The 20,699-nt window shown below is 74.1% G+C and carries 12 protein-coding genes; 6 read left to right on the top strand and 6 right to left on the bottom strand.

Translation table 11 applies throughout. The annotated features are described in order from the left end of the window. Positions 1-83 precede the first annotated feature (83 nt). Positions 84-776 carry a hypothetical protein gene (locus tag WMF29_RS16280; protein WP_437329706.1) on the bottom strand — a complete coding sequence of 231 codons (693 nt, stop codon included), beginning with the start codon at positions 774-776 and terminating at the stop codon, positions 84-86. A 427-nt stretch (positions 777-1,203) separates the two neighbouring features. On the opposite strand from WMF29_RS16280, the gene WMF29_RS16275 reads away from it, so the two are divergent. After that, positions 1,204-3,207 (top strand): PAS domain S-box protein, encoded by a 2,004-nt coding sequence (locus WMF29_RS16275; protein WP_437329705.1) that lies wholly within the window; start codon positions 1,204-1,206, stop codon positions 3,205-3,207. A gap of 11 nt (positions 3,208-3,218) precedes the next feature. Here the strand turns inward: WMF29_RS16275 and WMF29_RS16270 are convergent, their stop codons facing one another. Continuing rightward, positions 3,219-6,812: a protein kinase domain-containing protein gene (locus tag WMF29_RS16270; protein ID WP_437329704.1), complete on the bottom strand. Its 3,594-nt coding sequence runs from the start codon at positions 6,810-6,812 to the stop codon at positions 3,219-3,221. Between the two features lie 565 nt (positions 6,813-7,377). On the opposite strand from WMF29_RS16270, the gene WMF29_RS16265 reads away from it, so the two are divergent. Further along, the gene (locus WMF29_RS16265; RefSeq protein WP_437329703.1) at positions 7,378-8,094 is read left to right on the top strand and encodes a hypothetical protein; all 717 of its coding nucleotides are present in this window, start codon (positions 7,378-7,380) and stop codon (positions 8,092-8,094) included. Positions 8,095-8,134: 40 nt separating this feature from the next. Here the strand turns inward: WMF29_RS16265 and WMF29_RS16260 are convergent, their stop codons facing one another. The 3 genes from WMF29_RS16260 to WMF29_RS16250 form a co-directional block, all read right to left on the bottom strand. Next, positions 8,135-10,039, bottom strand: a complete 1,905-nt coding sequence (locus tag WMF29_RS16260; RefSeq protein WP_437329702.1) for a L,D-transpeptidase — start codon at positions 10,037-10,039, stop codon at positions 8,135-8,137. A 167-nt stretch (positions 10,040-10,206) separates the two neighbouring features. After that, positions 10,207-11,571, bottom strand: coding sequence for a DUF1552 domain-containing protein (locus tag WMF29_RS16255; RefSeq protein WP_437329701.1), 1,365 nt, complete (start codon positions 11,569-11,571; stop codon positions 10,207-10,209). Next, positions 11,568-13,274 (bottom strand): DUF1592 domain-containing protein, encoded by a 1,707-nt coding sequence (locus WMF29_RS16250; RefSeq protein ID WP_437329700.1) that lies wholly within the window; start codon positions 13,272-13,274, stop codon positions 11,568-11,570. Before WMF29_RS16250 ends, WMF29_RS16255 begins: the two co-directional genes overlap by 4 nt. 321 nt (positions 13,275-13,595) lie before the next feature. Here WMF29_RS16250 and WMF29_RS16245 point away from each other — a divergent pair, with 321 nt between their 5' ends. The 3 genes from WMF29_RS16245 (at position 13,596) to WMF29_RS16235 (ending at position 18,156) form a co-directional block, all read left to right on the top strand. Further along, on the top strand, positions 13,596-14,972 hold the full coding sequence (locus WMF29_RS16245) for a hypothetical protein (RefSeq protein ID WP_437329699.1): 1,377 nt from the start codon (positions 13,596-13,598) through the stop codon (positions 14,970-14,972). Between the two features lie 20 nt (positions 14,973-14,992). Further along, positions 14,993-15,577, top strand: coding sequence for a hypothetical protein (locus tag WMF29_RS16240; RefSeq protein WP_437329698.1), 585 nt, complete (start codon positions 14,993-14,995; stop codon positions 15,575-15,577). Between the two features lie 107 nt (positions 15,578-15,684). Next, positions 15,685-18,156, top strand: coding sequence for a hypothetical protein (locus tag WMF29_RS16235; RefSeq protein WP_437329697.1), 2,472 nt, complete (start codon positions 15,685-15,687; stop codon positions 18,154-18,156). A gap of 55 nt (positions 18,157-18,211) precedes the next feature. Here the strand turns inward: WMF29_RS16235 and WMF29_RS16230 are convergent, their stop codons facing one another. Further along, positions 18,212-19,774, bottom strand: coding sequence for a tetratricopeptide repeat protein (locus WMF29_RS16230; protein ID WP_437329696.1), 1,563 nt, complete (start codon positions 19,772-19,774; stop codon positions 18,212-18,214). Between the two features lie 415 nt (positions 19,775-20,189). Between WMF29_RS16230 and WMF29_RS16225 the strand changes: the two genes are divergently transcribed. Next, a complete protein-coding gene (locus WMF29_RS16225) occupies positions 20,190-20,681 on the top strand; it encodes a DUF6531 domain-containing protein (protein WP_437329695.1) in 492 nt (163 codons plus the stop codon). Positions 20,682-20,699: the final 18 nt, after the last annotated feature.

Genomic DNA, 20,699 nt, shown 5'->3' with positions numbered 1-20,699 from the left:
GTTTTCGGCGCGCAGGCGCACTCCCGTGCGCTGAGCACCGAAAACGCCGAGATGGGCCCGTATCCGAAGCGGGTGAGCCCCGCTCAAAGAGGGAGCCAGAAGTCGGGACCGAAGAGGCGGCGCGCGTCCTCGATCGTGCGGAGGGCACGCGGCAGATCGAGCCTCGCCTGGTGCTCGGCCAGCTGCACGACGTAGGGGATCCAGAGCGGCCTGCAGACGACGAGCGCGGCGAGGTGGAACTCCGCCTCCTCGGTCTGGCCGAGATCCATCGCCACACGCGCCAGGAGGCTGTGCACCGGGACCGGCGACCCGAGGGGCGCGATCGCCGTGGCGCAGCGACGCACGCTCTCCGCGGCCTCCTCGCTGGGGTGCCGCCGGAACTCCTGGAACGTCTCCTCTAGCTCGTGCTCGTCGCTCACCTGCTCCGGCAAGTGCTGCGCGACGAGCGCCTTCCAGTGATCGACGAACGGCAGACCGGCGAGGGCGCTCGAGCCGTCGGCGTGGGCAAGGAGCATGTCGGCCTCCTTCCAGTCGCCGGCCTCCCGGGCGAACTCGAGCCCGGAGACGACCCGAGCCTCCTCGTGGAGCCCAGGCTCCTTCGTCAGGAGCCAGCGCTGCCAGTAGAGCGCGCCCCGGAAGGCCACGCGCGCGAGCGGCTCTTTGTCGTCCGCACGCATCTGCAGCGCCATGTCCAGGAGCGCACTCTTGTGCCGCTGTACGTCGTCGACGAGAAGGCTCGCCGGCCAAGCGCAGAGCCCGCACGCCTCTGAGATCATCGCACCCCCCTCGCACCGCGCGAGAGCTGCCTGCCGACAGGCAGCGCAGAAGGAACCCCCCGCGATGCAGACCAACGCTACCACGGCGCCCGCAGCACGCGAGAGGCCGTCGCCGGCGTGTGGCAGGCAGACAACATTGACGAAGACAAGAGCGCTCGAATGCCGCCGCGCGAGCGGCCTGCGCCGGAACGGAGCTGGAACCAGGGAGCGGACGAGAGACGAAACCTACGAGGACGGCGACGACAGCAACGGCCCGCGCCGAGCCGCGCGCGGGCTCATGGACCTCGACCGAGGCTTCCTGCACAATGCGCCGCTGGCGGCAGCGACCGAGCGGGGGTGTCGGCGGCCGCTCGAGGTGCTGATTGGCGATCGAGATCGAGAGGACAACACGGCGGCACGGCGCTCCTGACACCCTGCGGCGCCCACGATGAGCCAGCCTGATCTCCACCGCGCCGCGTTCGAGGCGGCCGAAGACGCGCTCCTCCTCCTGGAGAACGGCCGCGTGATCGACGCCAATCCGAGCGCGATCCGGCTGCTCGCCGGGTCCGCGGACGGCCTCGTCGGACGGGAGCTCGCGGACCTCGCGCCGCTGCTGCAGCCCGATGGACAGGCCTCCGCCGAAGGCCTCGCGCAGCGGCTCGACGCGGCGGGCCGGGGCGAGCCGCAGCGGTTTCGGTGGCTCTACCGGCGCCCAGGCGGGGACTTCATCCAGGCCGACACGCAGATCGCGCGGCTCCCCCTCCCCGACCGAGCAGGGCCGATCCTGCGCGCCGTCGTGCGCGAAGAGGACAAGGAGCAGCGGCGGCTCTACGCGCTCGCCGTCGACATGCTCGGCGCCGCGACGCTCGACGGGCGGTTCAAGGAGCTCAGCCCCTCGTGGGAGCGCACGCTCGGGTTCAGCCGCCAGGAGCTGATGGCGCGGCCCTACCTCGAGTTCATCCACCCCGAGGACAAGGCGCGCACCCTCTCGGAGACAGACACGTTCTCGACGGGCGCGCAGACGATCACCTACGAGAACCGGTTCCTCTGCAAGGACGGCTCGTACCGGTGGCTCGAGTGGAACGCGATGCTCGCGCTCGACGAGGGGCTCGTCTACTTCGTCGCCCGCGACGTCACGCGGCGCAAGACCGCCGAGATCGCGCTCCGTGAGTCCGAGGAGAAGCTGCGGGCGCTGTACGACGGCATCCCGCACCACCTGGTGGTCGTCGACAAGGACGCGCGCATCGTCTCGGTGAACCGGCCGTCTCCCGGGGTCCGGGAAGAGAGCATCGTCGGCCGGAGCCTCTACGATTTCACGGCGCCGGAGTACCACGCCACGGTGAGGGAGGCGCTCCGGACGGTGCTCCAGGAGGGGGGCCGCGCGAGCTACGAGGTGGTCGGCCTCGGGGCGAACGGCGGGCGGGCGTGGTACGCGAACCACGTCAGCGCGATCCGCGGGGCCGACGAGGTCACGAACGCGCTCATCGTGGGGGAGAACATCACCGAGCGCCGGCGCGCCGAGGAGCAGCGCCGGGAGAGCGAGGCGCGCTTCCACGCGGCCGTCGAGGCCAGCATGGACGCGTTCCTCACGCTGGCCTCCCACCGCGACGACAGCGAGGAGATCGCCGATTTCGTGATCACGGGGCTCAACGCGCGCGCCGCGACGATGCTGTCGATGCCGCGCGAGCAGCTCCTCGGTCAGCGCCTCTCGGAGCTCGTCCACTCGGTCGAGGCCGGCGTCCTCCTCGCGAGGTGCCTGCGCGGCCTCCGGAAGGGGGCGCCGATCGAGGAGGAGATCCTCCTGCCCGCGCCGACCGCCCAGGCGTCGCGCCCGGGCGTCTGGGTGCACCACCAGATCGTGCCGATCCAGGGCGGCGTCGCCGTGACGATGCGGGACACCACCGAGCGCAAGCGGCTCGAAGATCAGCTGCGCCAGTCGATCGAGCGCCTCGAGGTGTACGCCGAGGAGCTGGAAGGCAAGAACCGGATGCTCGCCGCGGAGAACGCCGAACGCGAGCGGACCGCGAGCGTCCTGCGCCAGCAGCAGGAGGCGATCCGCGCGCTGTCGACGCCGATCATCCAGGCGTGGGAGGGCGTCCTCGTGCTGCCCATCATCGGCGCGCTCGACAGCGACCGGGCCACGGACATCATGGAGAAGCTGCTCGGGGAGATCGTCCGCACGCAGGCCCACTTCGCCGTGCTCGATCTGACCGGCGTGGAGGTCGCGGACACCCCGACGGTCGACCACCTGTTCCAGGTGGCCCGGGCCGCGAGCCTGCTCGGCAGCCGCTGCCTCGTGTCGGGCATCTCCCCCGGGGTCGCGCAGGCCATCGTGACGCTCGGAAGCGACGCGCGGACGCTCGAGACCTTCGGCGCGCTCGAGGACGCCCTGCGCCACGCGCTGGTCGTGTCCGGCGCCCGGCTGCCGAACGCGCGCGGCAAGGCGCGGTAGCGGCGGCCTGCCTACGCGTCGTCGGCCGCGAGCTCGTCGTGGAGCTCCCGGGCGCGCGCCGCGTGGCGCGCCGCCGCGGCGCCCTCGCCGATCGCGGCAGCGTGCGCCGCGGCGCGGTCGTACGCCGCCGCGGCCGCCCGAAGATCGCCGCCCCGCTCGTAGTGGTGGGCGAGGAGGGCGGCGCCCTCGTCGCGCGCCGCCGCGTTCGGGGCGCGGTGCTCGATCCAGTCGGCGACGAGCAGGTGGATCCGCCGGCGGATCTTGAGGCTCAGCATCTCGTAGGCGACCTCGCACGTCGCCTGCTCCACGAACACGTACTCGCGCTCGCCGGGGAACGATGCGGGGGAGCGGAGCCGGATCAGCTGGCGCTCGCAGAGGCGCGCGAGCAGCTCGGCGGTGGACGCGCTGCCGCCGTGGCGCACCGAGAACGGCGGATCGAGATCCTGGAGCTCCGCGAGGATGCGCTCGCTCGACATCGGCGAGCGCGCCTGCGGGGCGTCGTTCCGGAGCCGCTCGACCGCGCCCTCCCAGAAGGTCCGGCCGACGACCGCGGCCTGCGCCAGGAGGACACGCGCGGCCTCGTCCAGGCGGTCGAGGCGCGCCTGGACCACGCCGTGCACCGCCGGCGGCAGGCTCAGCGCGCTGAGCGCGTCGTCACGGACGTGCCACGCGCCCTCCTGGGCCTCGATGGCGCCGGCGTCCACGAGCAGGTGGAGGGTCTCCTCCACGGTTCGCGGGTTGCCCTCGGAGCGCTCGGCGATCGCGCGCACGAGCTCGAGATCGAGCGCGGAGGCGCCGCGGAGCCGATCCCGGATCATCTCCTCCGCGTGCCGCCGCGCGAGCGGTGACGCGTCGACGCGGACGTACGCCTCCTTCCCGACGCCCCAGTCGGGGCGGCGCTCGTAGAGCTCGGGGCGCGCGGTGCACACCATGCAGAGCGGCAGCCCCTCGGCGTGCGCCACGAGCTCCTCGACGAGGTCGAGCGTCGCGTCGTCGGCCCACTGCAGGTCGTCGCACACGATCACCATCGGCGTCCGCTCGAGGGCGAAGGTGACGAGCAGCACGAGCGCGGAGGCGATCCGGCGCCTCGCCAGCACGCTGCCGCGCGCCGCGGCCTCGAGCAGCCCTGCGGGCGCAGGCCGCGCGCCCAGGATCGCCGCCAGCCGGGCGAGGATCTCCTCGAGGTCGCTCCCCCCGCTCGGCCTCGACAGCGAGGGGGACGGATCGAGCTCGTCGTCGTCCTCGTAGCGCGCCGCCCCGGCTCCCCTGCGCCCGCTGACGGTCGAGCTGATCGGCCCTCGGAGCGGGACGGACGACGCGTGGGTCACGATGGGCGACGCGCCCCCGAGCGCGGCGGCCCTGGCCCCCGCGCCGGCGGCCTCCCGCTCGGCGCGGACGCGGGCGCGCGCGGCGCGCAGCCGGATCCAGCGCAGACCGCGGCGCAGCTTGCGCAGGATGACCTGGGCCGGATCGGCCTCGTGGATCCCGAACCAGCGGCGGAGCAGCGCGCCGGCCAGGCCATAGCTCGAGTCCTGCGCGAGCGCCGAGCACTGCGCGGAGAGGGCGAGCAGCCCCCCGGGCGGCGCGAGCGCGTACCCGCGCTCCGAGGAGGGCGCGCCGCCCCCGGCGCCGCCGTCGCGGAGGCCCGCGAAGAGCTCTGCGAGCATCCGCGTCCGTCCCACGCCGGGCGCGCCGACCAGCGTGATGAGGCGCGGCCGCCGCTCGTGGAAGGCGGTCTCGACGAGATCACACAGGCGCTGCATCTCCGCGCCGCGCCCGACGAGGCGCGTCGAGAGCCCATGGAAATCGGGCGGCGCGAACGCGTGGTGGAGCGGCGCCTCGCCGAGCACGCGGTAGATCGGCTGCGCCGCGCCGTGAGCGGTGGACGCCGGCGGCGCCGCCGGCGCCCGGACCGCATTCGCGCCCGCGCCCGCGTCGATCGGCTCGACGTGGAAGCGCCCGAGGACGAGGCGGTGGGTGTCGCGGCCGATCACGATCGCGCCGCGCGGCGCGAGCTGCTGCAGGCGCCCCGCGCCGTCGACCGCGTCGCCGATGACGGCGAGGTCCTGCCGCGCCGAGCCCCCAGCGCCGACGAAGGCCCGCCCCGTCGCGATCCCGAACCGCACGGAGAGGCGGACCGATCGCGCAGCGCGCGGCAGCGCGAGGCGCGGGATCGCGGCCTGCGCGCCGAGCGCCGCGACGATCGCCCGCTCGGCGTCGCTGTCGGTCGAGCGAGGGGCGCCGAAGACGGCCATGACGCGCCCGCCGATCGGCCGCTCGACGATCCCGTGCATCTGCTCGACGTGCTCCGCGAGCACCTGATAGCAGCGGTCGACGACGTCCTTGACGTCCTCGGGATCGAGCCGCGACGAGAGCGCGGTCGCCTCGGACAGATCGGCGAACAGGACGGTGCAGATCCGGTGCTCTCCACCCTCGAACGGCAGCGCGGCCCGGGTCCGCGGCGAGCCGCGATCGGAGCTCACGCTCCCCCTCATCCCGCTGCTGTCCGGCGTCATCCACGACCTCGACGACGGCGGCAGCGACGGCGGCGGGACCGACAGCGCCGGCGGCGGCGGCAGCGGCGGCAGGTGGACGGCGGCGAGGTCGAGCAGCCCGTCAGCGTCGTCGTTCGTGTCGCTCGGGCCGAAGGCGGGCGCGCGCAGGGTGTCGCGCGCCACCACGACGATGCTGGAGCGGTGGGCGGCCTCCAGGGCGGCCCACATCTCGCCGAGGTTGTGGAACCGCTGCGAGGGGTTGATCGCGAGCGCGCGGCCGAGGACCACCTCGACGTCGGCGTTCGCGTTCACCCCGCGGGAACGAAAGCTCGGCCGGATCGCCTCGTCGCTCGAGGCGACGAAGAGCTGGATGACGTCGCCGCCCGAGAGGGCGGGCTGACCGCTCGCGACCTCGATGAGGATGAGGGCCATCGCATAGACGTCGGTCCAGGGCCCTGTGGCGCCGAACCGCGGGCTGAACTGCTCCGGCGCGCCGTACTGCGGCGTGAAGGCGCGGAACGTTCGTCCCGTCTGGACGAGCGCCTCCGCGAACGTCGGCGTCTCGGAGAAGACCTTGGCGAGCCCGAAATCGAGCACCTTCATGCGATCGCCGAGCAGGAACAGGTTGGCCGGCTTGACGTCGCGGTGAGACACGTTCTCGTCGTGGGCGACGGCGAGCGCGGAGGCGACCGGCGCGAGGAGCCGGATCGCGTCGCCGAGGCTCCTCGGCGGGAGCTTCTCGGCGCTGCGGCGCTTGAGATCCTGCTCGAGCGTCTCGCCCTCCAGCCACTCCATGACGATGTACGGCGTCCAGGGCCCCTTCGGAGCCGCGGCAGCGCCGATGTCGAGCGCCTGGACGATGCCCATCGTCCGGCGCGAGAGCTGGTGGAGCAGGCGCGCCTCCTCGCGGAACTTGGCGAGGAAACCGTCCTGCTGGTCAGGGCTTAGACCCGCGGGGATCTTGAGACATTTGACGGCGACCGGCGAATCGAAGCCGAGGTGCCGGGCCCGGTAGACGACGCCGAACGCTCCCTCGCCCGCCAGCGCCTCGACGGCGAACTGGCCGTCGATGATCGACCCCACCCAGCCGAACGGGTCGCTGGCCTGCATCGTTGCCTAGGCTACCTGTTGCGCCGAACCCCGAGCAAGAGAAGCAACGGCCGCGGGCGAGGGGATGTGCGAGGCGGGGCGCGCGTGGGGCCCCGCCGAACTCGCGGCTCCAAGGAGGAAAAGGGGCCCTGACGGCCGCGACAGGCGACTGGCATGGATCCATCTCCGCTGGCCGGGTAACGATGAGGCCGGCGATTCGAGCTCGACGGCGCCGATCTGCCTACATGAGCGCTGCGGCGCTGCGGCAGAACTCGGACCGCCGGACCACCGCAGCTCCGGTCGATCGAGGCGCACTGCCGTCCTCGCGCTTCTCTCATCGCCACGCGCACCACGCGGCGCGTACCGGTGGATCGAGCACGAAGACGAGTCTCCTGGATCGGGGACAGGCAGCTCATGGGCGCTCCTGCCTGTCACGGTCGGCCTGCGCTGCAGGCCCTCACGGGCCCGCCGCGTCGCCGAAGCAGCCGTATCCCTAGCCCCACAGCGGGAATTCGGAAGGGCGAGGGAGAGCGCGCCGCGTCGGTTCACCGTCGACCGCCGCGGACGGCAGCGCCATCCTGAACGCATGAACTTCCTGCTTCATCGCCACCTCGCCGCGCGCGACCTCGGCTCGGCCGCCGCGGGCGCGGCGGCGATGCTCCCGGACCTCTGGCGCATGGCCGACCGGCGCGTCAGGCCCTCCCGCGCGCCCGATCGCCCCGCGGCCCCGCCGCCCCGCCTCGCCGAGGTGCTGGCCGGCATCGACCACCACGTCGCCGTCGACCGCTGGTTCCACGCCGCCCCCGTCTTCGTGGAGGGCGAGCGCCGCCTCGCCGCCGCGTTGCGCGCCGCCTCGCTCGGCGCGCCCCGGCTCGCGCTGTTTGCCCACGTGCTCTGGGAGATGTGCCTCGACGGCGCGCTCGTCCGCAGGACCGGCCTCGCGCCCCTCCTCGACGACCTCCGCGCCGGCCTCGACGCCATCGACGGCGCCCCGACCGAGGCCGCCGCCTCGATCCACCACTTCCAGCAGCGCGCCCCCTCCCCCGCCGGCCCCCTCGCCGATCGCGCCGCCTTCGAGTCGCGGCTCCGTCGCATCTGCGACGAGCTCCTCCGCGGCCCCTGGATCGCCGGCTACCAGGACGGCGCCGGCCTAGTTCTTCGCCTCTCAGGCGTCCGCGCGCGCTTCGGCATGCCCCCCTTCACCCCGGACCAGCATGCCCACCTCGCCGCGCTCCTCGACGCCCTCGCCGCCTCCGCGGACGAGGCCCTGACCGACCTCCTCCGCACCGCGCCGAAGCACTGAAGCGCCCCCGCACTCCTCATCCAGACAGCGATCGCGTCACTTACTCGTGGACTATGACCGTCGTCCCCTCGCCCAGCTCTTCGCCTGTGTTGATCGCGTGCCATCCGGGCGGCACCGGGGGATCGGTCCACAGGAACAGCCGGTGGGCGTCGATGGGCGACAGGTTGATGCAGCCGTGGCTGCGCGGCGTGCCGAAGACGTCGTGCCAGTACGCGGCGTGGAGCGCGTAGCCGCTCGCGAAGTACTGGATGTACGGCACGTCCTTGAGGGCATAGGTCCCCTCGCCGCGGCGCCGCGTCACGCCGTACTCCCCGTCGCCCTTCCGGGGGACCACCTTCTCGCCCGCCGCGGGCTTCGCCGCCGCGCTCGCGCCGGGCTTCTTCGGGGAGCGCTCCTTCGACGAGCCGCCCTTCTCCGGCTTCGCGCCGCGCGAGGCCGACGGCGCGTCGGCGGTCGTCTCCGCGCGGCCGCCGACGCTCGACGACTCGTTCGAGTCCATCGTCGCCGTGATGTGCTTGTTGCGGATCCGGAAGATGCCGCGCACCGTCGCGGTCGTGGTCTTGGGATCGGCCACCCCGGCCTGGCCGGTCGAGACCAGCGTGGCATAGACCGGGCGCTTGCCCTCCCAGAGGACCAGCGTCTGGTGCGTGATCGACACCTCGATCCACTTCTCGCCCTTCTCGGCGACCTCCGGCCACGCGGACGGCGCGACCGCGAGCCCGACGTCCAGCTGGCTCACGTACCGCTGATCCCGGGTGCGGTAGTACTTCACGCCCTCGATCCGGCGCATCCTGCCGGTCAGCGGGACGATGTCCCGGAACGGCAGCTCCTTGCCCGGCGTCGCCTTGTCGCCCTGGATCTGGACGTCGCGGGCGCTCCGCGCGCGGACGAAGGCGAGCGGCAGCGTGAGCGCGTCGGTCAGCTCGACGCCGTGCCAGGGAGAGCCGGTGTCGGGCTTGATCTTCGTCGCAGGCGCGAGCCGGAGATCGGTCGTGATCGCGAACCGCCGGCTCAGCGACTCCGGTCCGGTCGCGAACGATCCGATCAGCGAGAGGCCGGTGAAGCGCCGCGCGCGATCGGCGAAGACCGCGTAGTCCGGGACCTTGAAGTCGCTGATGTTGCGGATGAGGCGCTTGCCGCCCTCGAGCCAGAACGGGATCGGGTCGCCGTCCCCTTCCCCGCCGAGCAGCGCGCCCTCGCCGAGCTCGAGCGAGTTCTTCCCAAGGCCGAGCTCGCCGAGCTGCTTGCCAGCAAGCGGCACGCCGCGCGCGTCGATCGCCACGTCGTTCGCGCCGAGGATGACCCGCTGCACGGTCGCCTTGTTCTCCTCGAACCACGACAGGTGCTCATCGAGCTTGAACTCCGATTTGCGCTGCTCCTCGGCGGTGGGGACGCGCAGGTAGAGCGGCAGCACCGCGCGGACGAAGGCATACCGGTACGGGAGCGCGGTCCTCATGTTCGGCCCAGGGCCGGCGGCCTTGAGGATCGGGTCGTTCAGGTCGAGCGTCGCCTCCTCACCCACGCAGAGGTAGCCGTGGGGCTCGATCGCATACCAGCCGCCCGGACAGCCCGCGGTGCCGGCGGGCTCGGCGGAGCGGGGCACCCTGGAGCCGACGCGCAGGTACCCGAGCTTCTTCGACGTGTCGCGCGGCTCCTTGTAGACGGTCGCCACGAAGGCCGTCACGCCGAGCAGCGGTTTGTCGCTCGGCGGCCACGCGGGCGCCGCGGGCGCGGCCTGCCCCTCGGTCGACGCGAGCGCCGAGGGGGCCGCGTCAGCGCCCGCGTCGCCGGCAGGGGCCGCCGCCCCCGCGTCCGCCGAGGCGTCCGCGGGCTTGCGACAGCCGCACGCCGCGGCCGTGAGCGCCGCGAGGTGAGCGAGACAGAGAGCGAGGCGCGCCGCGCGCCGCGCATCGTGAGGCTTCCCGGAGGACAGCAGGGCGCCCATGCGGGCCTACTTGCCAAAATCGGCGCGCGACGAAAAGCCCAAAACACCCGGCGGACGCGCGCCGGCGCCTGGCTCCTCGGGGCTCCGCCCCGAACCCCGGCGTCCGCTTCGCGGTCGCCCTGGTTGCGCGCGTCAGCAATCCCCGGCGGGATTTCCGGCGCGCGCAACTAGGCCAAGAGGCCGGGCAACACCCCCGTGCAGTACGCGGGGTTGCCGAACGTCGACACGTCCACGCCCATCGCTTTGCACAGCGCGACGAGCAGGTTGTTGTGGGGATCGCCGGCATAGCGCAAAAATCTTCCGGTCCTGAGCGCCCCGCCGGCGCCCCCCGCGATCACGTACGGCATGTCGCGCCGCGAGTGGCTCTGCCCCTCCGAGATGTCCGTGCACCAGAGGACGAGCGTGTTGTCGAGGAGCGTGCCCGTGCCCTCCTGGACGGCGTCGAGCCGCTCGAGCAGGTACGCGAGCTGCTCCGCCTGCCAGCGCCCGATGTCGACGAGCTGCCGCTGCTTGTCCGCGTCGGCGATGTTCGAGTGCGAGAGCGCGTGGTGCGTCTCCGACTGGCCGAGCCACGTGAACACCTTGCCCGCCTGGGTCGCGCTCCACTGGATCGACGCGACCCGCGTGAGATCGCAGGCGAGCGCCATCGCGAGCAGGTCGGTCTGCAGCCTCCCGATCGCGGGGAAGTTGTCGTTCGCGTAGATGTCGAGCGGCTCGCCCAGCGCCGGCAGGGCGCACGCGCCGCCGAGGAGCGCCGGTACGTCGAGCCGCTGCTCGATGTCGTTCAGCGCGTCGAGGTGCCGCTCCAGCTTCTGCCGGTCCTCGCCCCCCAGCTCGCGCGCGAGGGCGCCGTAGTCCTCCATGACGCTGCCGAGCACACGGCGGCGCAGGACGCGCCGCCGCGCGAGCTCCGCGGGGTCGGCGCTGAGGTCCAGGAACAGCCGGTCGAACGCCGCGCGCGGATCGTCCTCGGGCGGGACCGGCTGGCCCGGGCCGAGGTACGAGAGGCGCGACGAGACGTTGGCGTACTGGACCTGGACGCCGAGCTCGAGCGACGAGAGCTTCGTGCGAGCCCCGAGCCTCGCGGCGAGGAGCTGGTCGACCGAGATGCCCCCGCCCCAGCCGACCCGCGCGGCGGGGTTGCAGGCGTACGGGAAGAGGGTCCCCTCCTGGAGCTCCGTGCCCGTGAGCGCCTGGCCGATGCCCTGCTGGTGAGAGTCGCCCGGCCCGTGGTAGGCGGACTCCATGTCGATGCCCTCGACGACGAGCAGCTTGTCCCGGTAGGGCGAGAGCGGCGCGAGGATCTCTCCGAGCTCGAACGACGCCTCGGTCCCTGTCGGCTGCCAGGCCTCCTTCACCGTGCCGAGGCCGGTGAAGAAGACGACGAAGCGCTTCGGGAAATCGACGGCGCTCGCCGATCCGGCCATGGCGTCGAGGAAGGGGAGCGCGAGGGCGAGCCCGCCGGCGCCGCGCAGGAAGGCGCGGCGATCGAGGCGCCTCCTCGACGCCCGGCGCTGCACGGCCCCGCTCACGGCGCACCCCCTGCGCCCCGCGCCGCGCGGCGGTAGCGGAACGCGTCCGTCTGGGTCAGCGCCACGAGCAGCGCCTTGATGTTGTACCCGCTCTCGGCGAACGCCGCCTGGATCTGGCGCATGCTGCACTCGTCCTCCGCCTGCTCGGCGCGGCCGTAGCCGAAGCGGAACCACTGCGTCGCGACGCACTGGCGCACCTCGTCGCTCTCCGCGAGGCGGTGCGCGAGCTCCACCGCCCCGTCGAAGGGCCCATCGATATCCCGGCTCCCCACGATCTCGCCGCTCGAGTCGACCGGGACGCCCTGGTCGACCTCGCGGTAGAGGCCGATCCCGTCGTAGCGCTCGAACCCGAAGCCGATCGGATCCATGAGCCGGTGGCAACCGGCGCAGGCCGGGTCCTCCGCGTGCCGCTCGAACTGCCTTCGGGTCGGGATCCCGTCCCGCACCGGCGGCGGCTGGATGTCCACGTCGGGCGGCGGCGGCGGCAGCGTCCGGCAGAGCAGCCGCTCCCGGACGAACTTGCCGCGATGGACGGGCGACGACTGGTCCGGCTTCGCGAGCACGGCGAGCACGCTGGCCTGGGTGAGGAAGCCGGCGCGCTGCGCGGGATCGAGCGGCACGACCGAGAGCTCGCCGGGCGCCTCCGCGCCGCCCGCCGCTCCCAGCCCGTAGAACGCGCGAAGCTCGGCGTTCATCAGCGAGTAGGGCGCCGTCAGCAGGGTCGCCACGTCGCCGGCGTCGTCCTCGAACACGACGTGATCGAGGAACGCCTCGGTCTCCGCCCGGAGGAGCGCCGGGAGCCCGGCGTGGAAGCCGGGGTAGACCGCCGGGTCCTTGGTGAGGGTATCGATGTTCGACAGCTGCAGCCATTGCGCGTGGAAGTTCGCGACGGCGGCGCGGGCGCGCGGATCCTCGAGCATGCGGCGGGCCTGCGCGGCGATCTGCTCCGCGGTGCGGAGCTCCCCCGCGTCGGCTGCAGCGAACAGCGCGTCGTCGGGCATCGAGCTCCAGAGCAGGTACGAGAGCCGCGAGGCGATCTCGTGGTCCGAGAGCGCCACCACGCCCTCGCCGGCCGGATCCGGCATGCCGTGCTCCACGCGGTAAAGGAAGTGCGGCGACTGGAGCATCGCCTGGATCACGAGCTCGACGCCGGTCGAGAAGCCGTGCTCGTCGTTTCCGGAGGCGAAGAGCCGCGCGAGCCGCTCGCTCTCCGCGGGCGCGAGGGGACGGCGGAATGCGCGCTTGCCGAGGCGCTCGATGAGCTCGGCGGCGCACACGTCGGGCCCCTGCACCACCGGGTCGCACCCCGGAAGGAGCTTCCCGAGATCCTTCGCGGCCCGCGCCGCGATCGCCTCGGAGGCCTTCATGAGCTGCTCGGCGAGGAGCTGCGTGACCCCGAGCGCCGCCGCCTGGTTGTTGAACCCGAGCGCCTCCTCCTCGACCACGAAGGCGTCGGCCGGCGCGCTGTCGTCGCCCAGGAGATCGCGGATCGTGTTGTTGTACTCGAAGCGCGTCATCCGCCGGAGCGGCGACGCGCCCGGCCGGATCTCCGCGCAGCGCGGCGCCTCGCCTTCCGCTCCCCCCGTGGCCCCGCCGCCGCGCCCGCCGGAGCAGGCGGCGGCCGCCGCCACGACGATCGCAAGCCCGAGAGAGCCGCCGGGGCCGCGCGCCGCGCGGCGGTGCCGTCCTCTTGACCGATCCATCTGTCCTCTCCCCGGGGGACGCGCTGGCCCGCGATGCGCTGCGTTGCGGCGCTGCGCATCGCGCGACGACATTTCTCCCTTCGCTGGGGCCCGTCAAGGCGCCAGGGAAGACGAGGCTCAGCGAGGCCCGTGAGTCCGATTGCAGCGGAGTCTCGTAGCGACACTGCGCGTCACCAGAAATGTCGCTCAGCCCCCTCGAAAGACGCTGGATCCAGCCGCGACATCGCCTGTAGGCTCGCGCGCGTGCAAGCTTCGTTTGACGCCGCTGCCGGCAAAAGGCCCGCGCGGAAGCCGACCAGGTTCAGAACGCTGTCCCTCTCTTTGAGCCTCTGCGGGAGGATCCTCCTCGGGCTCTCCGCCGCGACGGTCACGACGTTCGCGCTCTCGCCCATCGCGCTCGCCGCCCCCAAGGGGTCGAAGTCGATCGCGATCCACATCGAGGGGCCGAACGCGGACGACATCCGCGAAGACATCGCGTCCCTCGTCCCGGAGACGCTGAAGGTCGTGGACGCTGACGCGTTCTCGAAGTCGCTGCGGGGCGCCGGCCAGACCAAGCCGGTGGGCGACGCGCTGGTGGCGAAGGCCCAGCGGAAGAAGGCCATCGACCGCATCCGCAAGGCGGGCAAGGCCGCGAAGGTGGAGGGGGTGATCTACGGCGTCTCGCGGACGAACAAGAAGAAGAAGAAAGAGGTCCACCTCGTCTACGTCGACGAGAACGCCGGCGACCTCGCGGTGGACGGCGCGGTGCCGCTGGGCGGCTCGCGGGACGACCGCAAGAAGGCGCTCGAAGAGCTGCTCGGCCCGACGCTCTCGCAGATCGCGCCGGCGGCCGCCGCGGCCGACGAGGACAAGCCGAAGGACGGCGGCGACGAGGGCGACGGCGCGAAGGACGGCGACGACGAGAAGGACGGCGACGGCGACAAGAGCGCCGACGACGGCGACAAGGGCGGCGACGACGGCGACAAGGGCGGGAAGCGCAAGCGCCACGATCCCCGCTCGGCGCTCTTCTCGGTCGAGGCCGGCGTCGAGTTCACCGGCCGCTGGTTCGAGTACTCCGATCCGGTCACGCAGAACCTCCGGCCCTACGACGTCTTCGGTCAGCCCGCGCTGTCGATCTCCGGAGAGGTGTACCCGCTCGCGTCGACGGACATCCCGGTGCTCAAGGGCCTCGGCATCACCGCGGGGTACATGCTGGCGCTCGGCCTCAACTCGGCGGTGGGTGAGGGCGACCCGATCAGCACGACCTACCAGCGCATCAACCTGGGGCTGCGGGAGCGGCTGTCGATCGGCGAGTCGTCCGTGCTCGGCATCTCCGCCGGGCTCCGGCTCCTGACCTTCGAGGTCGACGCGCCGGAGGCCCTGGCCAGGACGGTGCCGAACGTCTCCTACACGCTGGTCCGGGGCGGCCTCGATCTGCGGGTGCCGGCCGGCCCGGTCGCGCTGGCGCTCGGCGCCGACTACCTCTTCCCGCTCTCGTCAGGCCCGGTCTACGATCGGTTCGCCGGGGCGAGCGTGCAGGGCATCGGCGCGATGGCCGGCGTGCTCGTGCCCGTCACGACCGGCGTCGAGGCGCGGCTCCTCGTCGAGTACGCGCGGTTCTTCTCGTCGTTCGAGCCCGCGATCGGCGACCCGTACGTGGCCGGCGGGGCGATCGACCAGTACCTTGGGGTGCGGCTCGCCGGAGCCTACGTTTACTGAGCGAGAGAGAGAGGTAGCACGTGACGTACATCGCTTTCCTTGGCGGGCGCACCGCGCTCGCCGCCGCCGTGATGAGCGGCGCTGCGTTCATCATCAGCTGCGCGGGGACCCTCGAGGACAAGGACCAGTACCTCGCCGGCGGCGACGGACCTGGCGGCGGAAACGGCCAGGGCGCGACGACTGGCAGCGGCGGCGACGCTGCGGCCACCAGCGGCGGCGACGCTGCGGCCACCAGCGGCGGCGACGCTGCGGCCACCAGCGGCGGCGACGCTGCGACCACCAGCGCGAGCAGCGGCGGTGGGACCGGATGCGCGGAAGCGCAGGCGCTGGTGGCGGCGAAGTGCGCCACCGCGGGCTGCCACGATGGGCAAGCGAACCTGGGGGGCCTCAATCTGTCGACGGGCTGGGAGACCAGGGTCGCGGGCCAGGCGTCCGACTGCGGCGGCAACGGCACGGTGATCGTGCCGGGCGATCCGGACGCCAGCTTGCTCTACATGAAGCTCTCGGACCCCCCGCCTTGCGACAGCCGGATGCCGCTCGGCCCGGAGCTCAGCGACGACGAGAAGAAGTGTCTCTACGACTACATCGCGGCGCTCCCGCCCTGAGGTAGCGAAGGAGCATCTGGCCGCGGAAGCGGCGCGGGCGGCGCGGTCGTCACCTCGATGAGACCGCCTCGTTGGCGCCCCCGTGGCCAGACGCTACGCTCGCCGCGATGCTGCGCCGGCGCTCGTTCTGGATCGCCGCGGCCGCCGTCGCCTACACCGCCTTCGCCGCGCTCCGGGCGTCCGGCGGCCACGGGCCCGCGTGGCTCGCCCTGCTCGGGCTGCCCGCGTTGCTCGCGCTTGGCCTCCGCTGGGTAGAGCGGCCGCCGCGGGGAGAGGACCGGATCGAGCCGGCGGCCCGCAGCGCGGCCGCCGTGTGTCTCACCGGCGCCGCGATGCTCGCCGCCGCGCGGAGCGGCCCCGCCGGGCTCGCGCTGATCGCGCTCGGCAACCTCGGCGCGGCAGCCGCGGCGATGGCCGCCCTGGTCGGCCTCGCGCGCATCGCGGGCCTCGGCGGCCTGCTCGAGCCTCCGCCGAGCACGCGGCGCCTCGACGCGGCGGCGTTCGCCTCGCTCTTCTGGACCGTGGCGGTCGCCCTGCCCGCCGTCTCCGCGGTGGCGCCCGAGCGCACGGCCGATCTCGATCCGCTGCTCGTCCACTACGCCACGTCCGCCGCCTCGCTCGGCTCGCTCACGGTGACGCTCGTGGCGATCGCGCGCGTCCGCATCGCGCGGCGGATCGAGCTCGGCGTGGCCGATCGGGTCGAGGCCGCGCTGCTGCTCACCGCGACCGCGCTGGCGGTCGGCCTCGCGGCGGCCTTCGTCGGCGTCGCGCCCCCCGAGTCGATCCTGCCGGTCACGAGCGCCGTCGCGGCGGTCTGCGTCGCGTTCTGCACCGTGGCCGCGGACGCCGCGCAGGTCTCGCGCGCGCTCCGCGGCACGCTCGCCGTCGCGACGCTCGCGACCCCGCCGGCGCTGCTCGCGGTCTACGCCGTGCACGAGGCGCCGCGCGGCGATCTCGGGCTCCGCGGCGCGCCGCAGTCCTCCGTCGGCGTCGCCGTGTTCGGCGCGTGCGCGCTGTGCGCGCTCGCGGGGCTCGCGGCGCCGGCGCTCGCGCGCCGGTTCGCGCCGGAGGGGGCGCGCTGGCTCGGGGCCTTCGACGCCGCGACGCGCGCGGCGATGAACCCGGAGCCGGAGGCGGCGCTCGAGGCGGCGCTCTCCGCGCTGCGCGAGGCGTCGGACGCCGGCGTCGCCGGGCAGGCCCCGCCGGCGCTCTACCTGCTCTCGCCGCCCGAGCGGGTGACCGTCGATCGCGCCGGCTACGCGCACACCGAGCCGGCGGAGGTGCCGGCGCGCCTCATCGAGCTCGCCCAGATCGAGCCGGAGCGCGTCCTTCGCGTCGAGGCCGCCGAGGCCGTCGAGGTCCGGCGGCCGGAGGTGCGCCCGCTGCTCGCCTGGCTCGCGGAGCGCGACGTCGGCGTCGTGGCCCTGGTGAACGACGCGGAGGGCCCGATCGGGGCCCTGGCCATCCCGCGGGCCCGGCGCGCGTCGCCGATGACGCTGGAGGAGGTGAGCGGCCTGCGCGCGGTCGCCGACCGGCTCGGCGCGGTGATCGCGGTGTCGGCGATGCTGTCGGGGTCGCGCGGCCGCGAGGTCGCCGCCCGCCGCGAGGCCGAGGAGCGCGCGCGCGAGGTGAGCCGGCTCGAGCGCGCCGTGGCGCAGGGAGCGGGGCGCTTCCGCGCGATCGCGGCGCTGCTCGCGAGGCCGGCGCGGGCCGCCGCCTACAGCCCCGCCGCCCGCGCGGCGCTCGAGCAGCTGGAGCGGCTCGGCGTGGCGGGCGGCCCGGTCACGCTGCTGACGGCGCCCGGGATCGACGCCGTGGCGTGGGGCGCGGTCGTCCACCTGACCTCGCCGCGCGCGGGCGGCCCGCTGGCGATCGTCGACGGCGCGGCGCCGCTCCCCGAGGGGTTCGCGCAGGCGTTCGCGCAGGCGCGGGGCGCTGCGCCGGCGCGCGACGAGCGGGGCGCTGCGCCGGCGCGCGACGAGCCGAGTGCAATCGAGGGCTCCTCGGGGACGCCGACCGCGCTCGCGCTGTGGCGTGATCCGGACAGCTCGCCCATCGAGGCGGCGCGGGGGGGCACGCTGCTCGTGCTCGACGCCCAGGCCTTGCCGTCGGAGGTGCAGAGCTACCTCGGCGCGGCGCTGCCGGACGACGTGGGGCTCGTCGTGGCGGTGCCCCAGACCGTGGACGCGCTCGCGGCGACCGGCCAGCTGAGCGAGCGGCTCGCGGACCGGCTCGGCGACAGGGCCGTCGCGCTGCCCTCGCTGTCGTCGCGCGCCGAGGATCTCCGCGCGCTCGCGCTGGATCACCTCGCGCGCATCGGCGTTCGCCTGCGGGGCCGTCCGTTCGGCCTCGATCTGCGGGCGCTGCAGGCCGTGCTCGACCACCCGTGGCCCGGCAACGACGCCGAGATGGGCGCGGTCCTGCTCCGCGCGGCGCTCGTGGCCAAGGGCGACGTCGTCGGCGAGAGCGAGCTCGCGGCGATCGGCTTCGCCCCGTCACCCGAGCCCGCCAGCGGAGCGGACAGCGTCCGCGGCGAGCCGCGCCGCGCCCGGAGGCGGCGCGCGGATCCGAGGGGGTAGGCTACGCCTCGGGCGAGGCCCGCCGCGCTGCCCTGGGTGGCACGCCGGGGCGGGGCTACGCCTCGGGCGAGGCCCGCCGCGCTGCCCTGGGTGGCACGCCGGGGCGGATCTGCGCGGGCAGCAGCATGTTCTTCCGGAGGAAGTGATCGAACATGTGCTGGCAGCTGGGGCAGGGGTCCACGGGATCGCCGGCGTCGAAGTACCTCGACGCCGCCGCCTGGATCGCGATGCCGGCGTCGGGGATCTCGCGCAGCGCCCGTCGGGTCCCTGCTTCGTCCAGGGTGCCGGGCCGGAGCGCGTGTTGCCGCTCCCATGAAGCAAGGTAGTCGCTGAGCGCCGCGGGCGCCGAGCACCGTCCTGGCTCCACGGGGACCCGCGCCGGCTCTCCCCTGGAGAGCGCCTCGATCCAGCCGCGGTACCACGCGGTGAAGCTGTCGTGGGTCGGGACGACGCCGAGGCCTGCCGCGCGCAGATCCGCCCAGACGCTGCCGGCGCGCGGGCCGCGGATCACGAGCACGGAGAAGTAGCCGCAGCCCATGTGCGCGAGCGCGACGGTCCCGCGGACGACCTCGTCGGTCTGGAGCGCGGCGCGCTGGGGTGCGGTCAGCGTCCGTGGATCGGGCCGGTAGGCCCTCGTGTGGGGGAACTCGCCGGTGAGGCTCTCGATCTGTCCAGGGCCGTCGAGCGGCAGGAGCCCGTGGTACGGGCCGGCGCCGGAGCTCCCGACGCGGGTCAGGAACGCCGCGTAGTCGGCGGGGATGCGGGCGCCGCACGAGGCCTCGATGCGCTCGATGTCTCGCGCGGTGAGCGGCGGGTCGAGCCGGTATCCGTGCGCGCGGGCGCCGAAGCGGTTCAGCCACGGATCGTGATCGCGGTGGAGGTGATCGAGCGCCTCGGCGGCGCCCGCGACGAAGCCCTCGACGACCGCGGCGGGAGCGGGATGGTGGAGCCCCTCGGCGCGCAGGCGCTCGAGCGCCCACGCGGCGGCGGCGCTCTCCGGGTGCGCCCTGGCGTAGGCCGCGAGCTTGTCGTACGCGGAGGCGTCGCCGTCGCGCGCGGCGCGGTGGTAGGCGTGGATCGGGAAGGCGGTTGGGTGCGCCGGCTGCGCCTCGAGGACGGCCTCGAGATGGCGCAGCCCCTCGTCGGTGCGGCCGGCCTCGCAGAGCATGGCGCCGAGGTCGCAGCGGGCCGAGACGTCCTCTGGATCGAGGCGAGCGGCGGCCTCGAACGCGTCGCGGGCGGCGTCGATCTCGCCGCGCTCGCGGAGGGCGTAGGCCAGGCTCACGGCGGTCGCGAACGTCGGATCGAGCTCGAACGCCCGGCGGGCGAGCTGCACGGCCTCGTCGAGGCGGCCGAGCTTGCGGAGGATCATCCCGGAGACCCAGGCGACCTGCGGGTGGTCCGGGTGGCTCGCGCGGAGCGCGTCGAGGGCGGGCAGCGTCTTTTCCAGGGCGCCGCGGGCCTTCGCGTCGGGGTGCCCATCCGGGTAGCGGCTGAGAAGCTTCACGAGGCGGTAGACCGCGGCGTCGACCTCCATGCGTGCCACGTTCTTCGGCGTGAGCTCCGGGGCGCCCTGTCGCGGCGTGGGTTTCTGCTTGCGCCGCCCGGTCCTGGACATGGCGGGACGGTAGCCTGCCCCCGCGGGGGCACCAAGGAGCGGCAGAGGCCCGCGGGGCGTGGCGCGCGCCGGGAGAGGTCGGCCGCCGATGCCTCTGGAAACGCGGTCCGCCAGGGCGAGCTCTCGCGGATGCCCGGAGCCGGCCGCCGGCGGGGCGGCCTGGCAGATCAGCGCCGCGTGGCGGGACGCCCGCCCGCGTGCACGGCCGCGTGCGGGGACGCCCGCCGCCATGCAGTTCTGCGTGGGGGGACGCCCGTCGGCGTGCACCGCCGCGTGCGGGGACGCCCGCCGGCATGCAGCTCTGCGTGGGGGGACGCCCGCCGGCATGCACCGCCGCGTGCGGGGACCGCCGTGGACGGCGTCGAGGAACCGCCGGCAGGTTGCGGGCGGCACGCCCGTCGCCGAGCATGCCCGCATGGCGCGAACGGCCCCGTTTCCGAATGCGGCGGTGATCCCCGGCATGAACCCCGGCGTCTTCATCCTCGGCGGCGGCGGAAGCGGCGGAGGTGGCAACGGCCACTACGGAAATGGCCGCGGCGGCGGTCAAGGCGGCGCTGGGAAGAACGGCGGCAACGGCGCGCGCGGCGGCGGCAAGGACGCAGGGAGTTGCGGGCCCGGCAGCGGCAGCGGCTGTCCCAACCCCGCACACGGCGGCGGAGGCGGCACGCACGCGGGCGATCCGGTCGATCCGATCACAGGGCGCGTCTACACGGTGGCGGTCGTCGACCTCGCGCTGCCCGGCGCGATCCCGCTCGTGGTCAAGCGCAGCTACAGCTCGGCGCTCGTCGAGGAGGATTGCGGCCTCGGCTTTGGGTGGACGCACTCGCTCGCGTGGCAGATCGAGGAGCGGCGTCGCGGCCTGCGGGTGCTGGAGCCGCACGCGGCGGCGACGGAGCTGCCGCAGTAGCTCGATGAGGACGAATCG

This window comes from Sorangium sp. So ce381, from assembly GCF_051473845.1.
Lineage (GTDB): Bacteria > Myxococcota_A > Polyangia > Polyangiales > Polyangiaceae > Sorangium > Sorangium atrum.
This window is presented reverse-complemented; position numbering and strand designations above follow the sequence as displayed.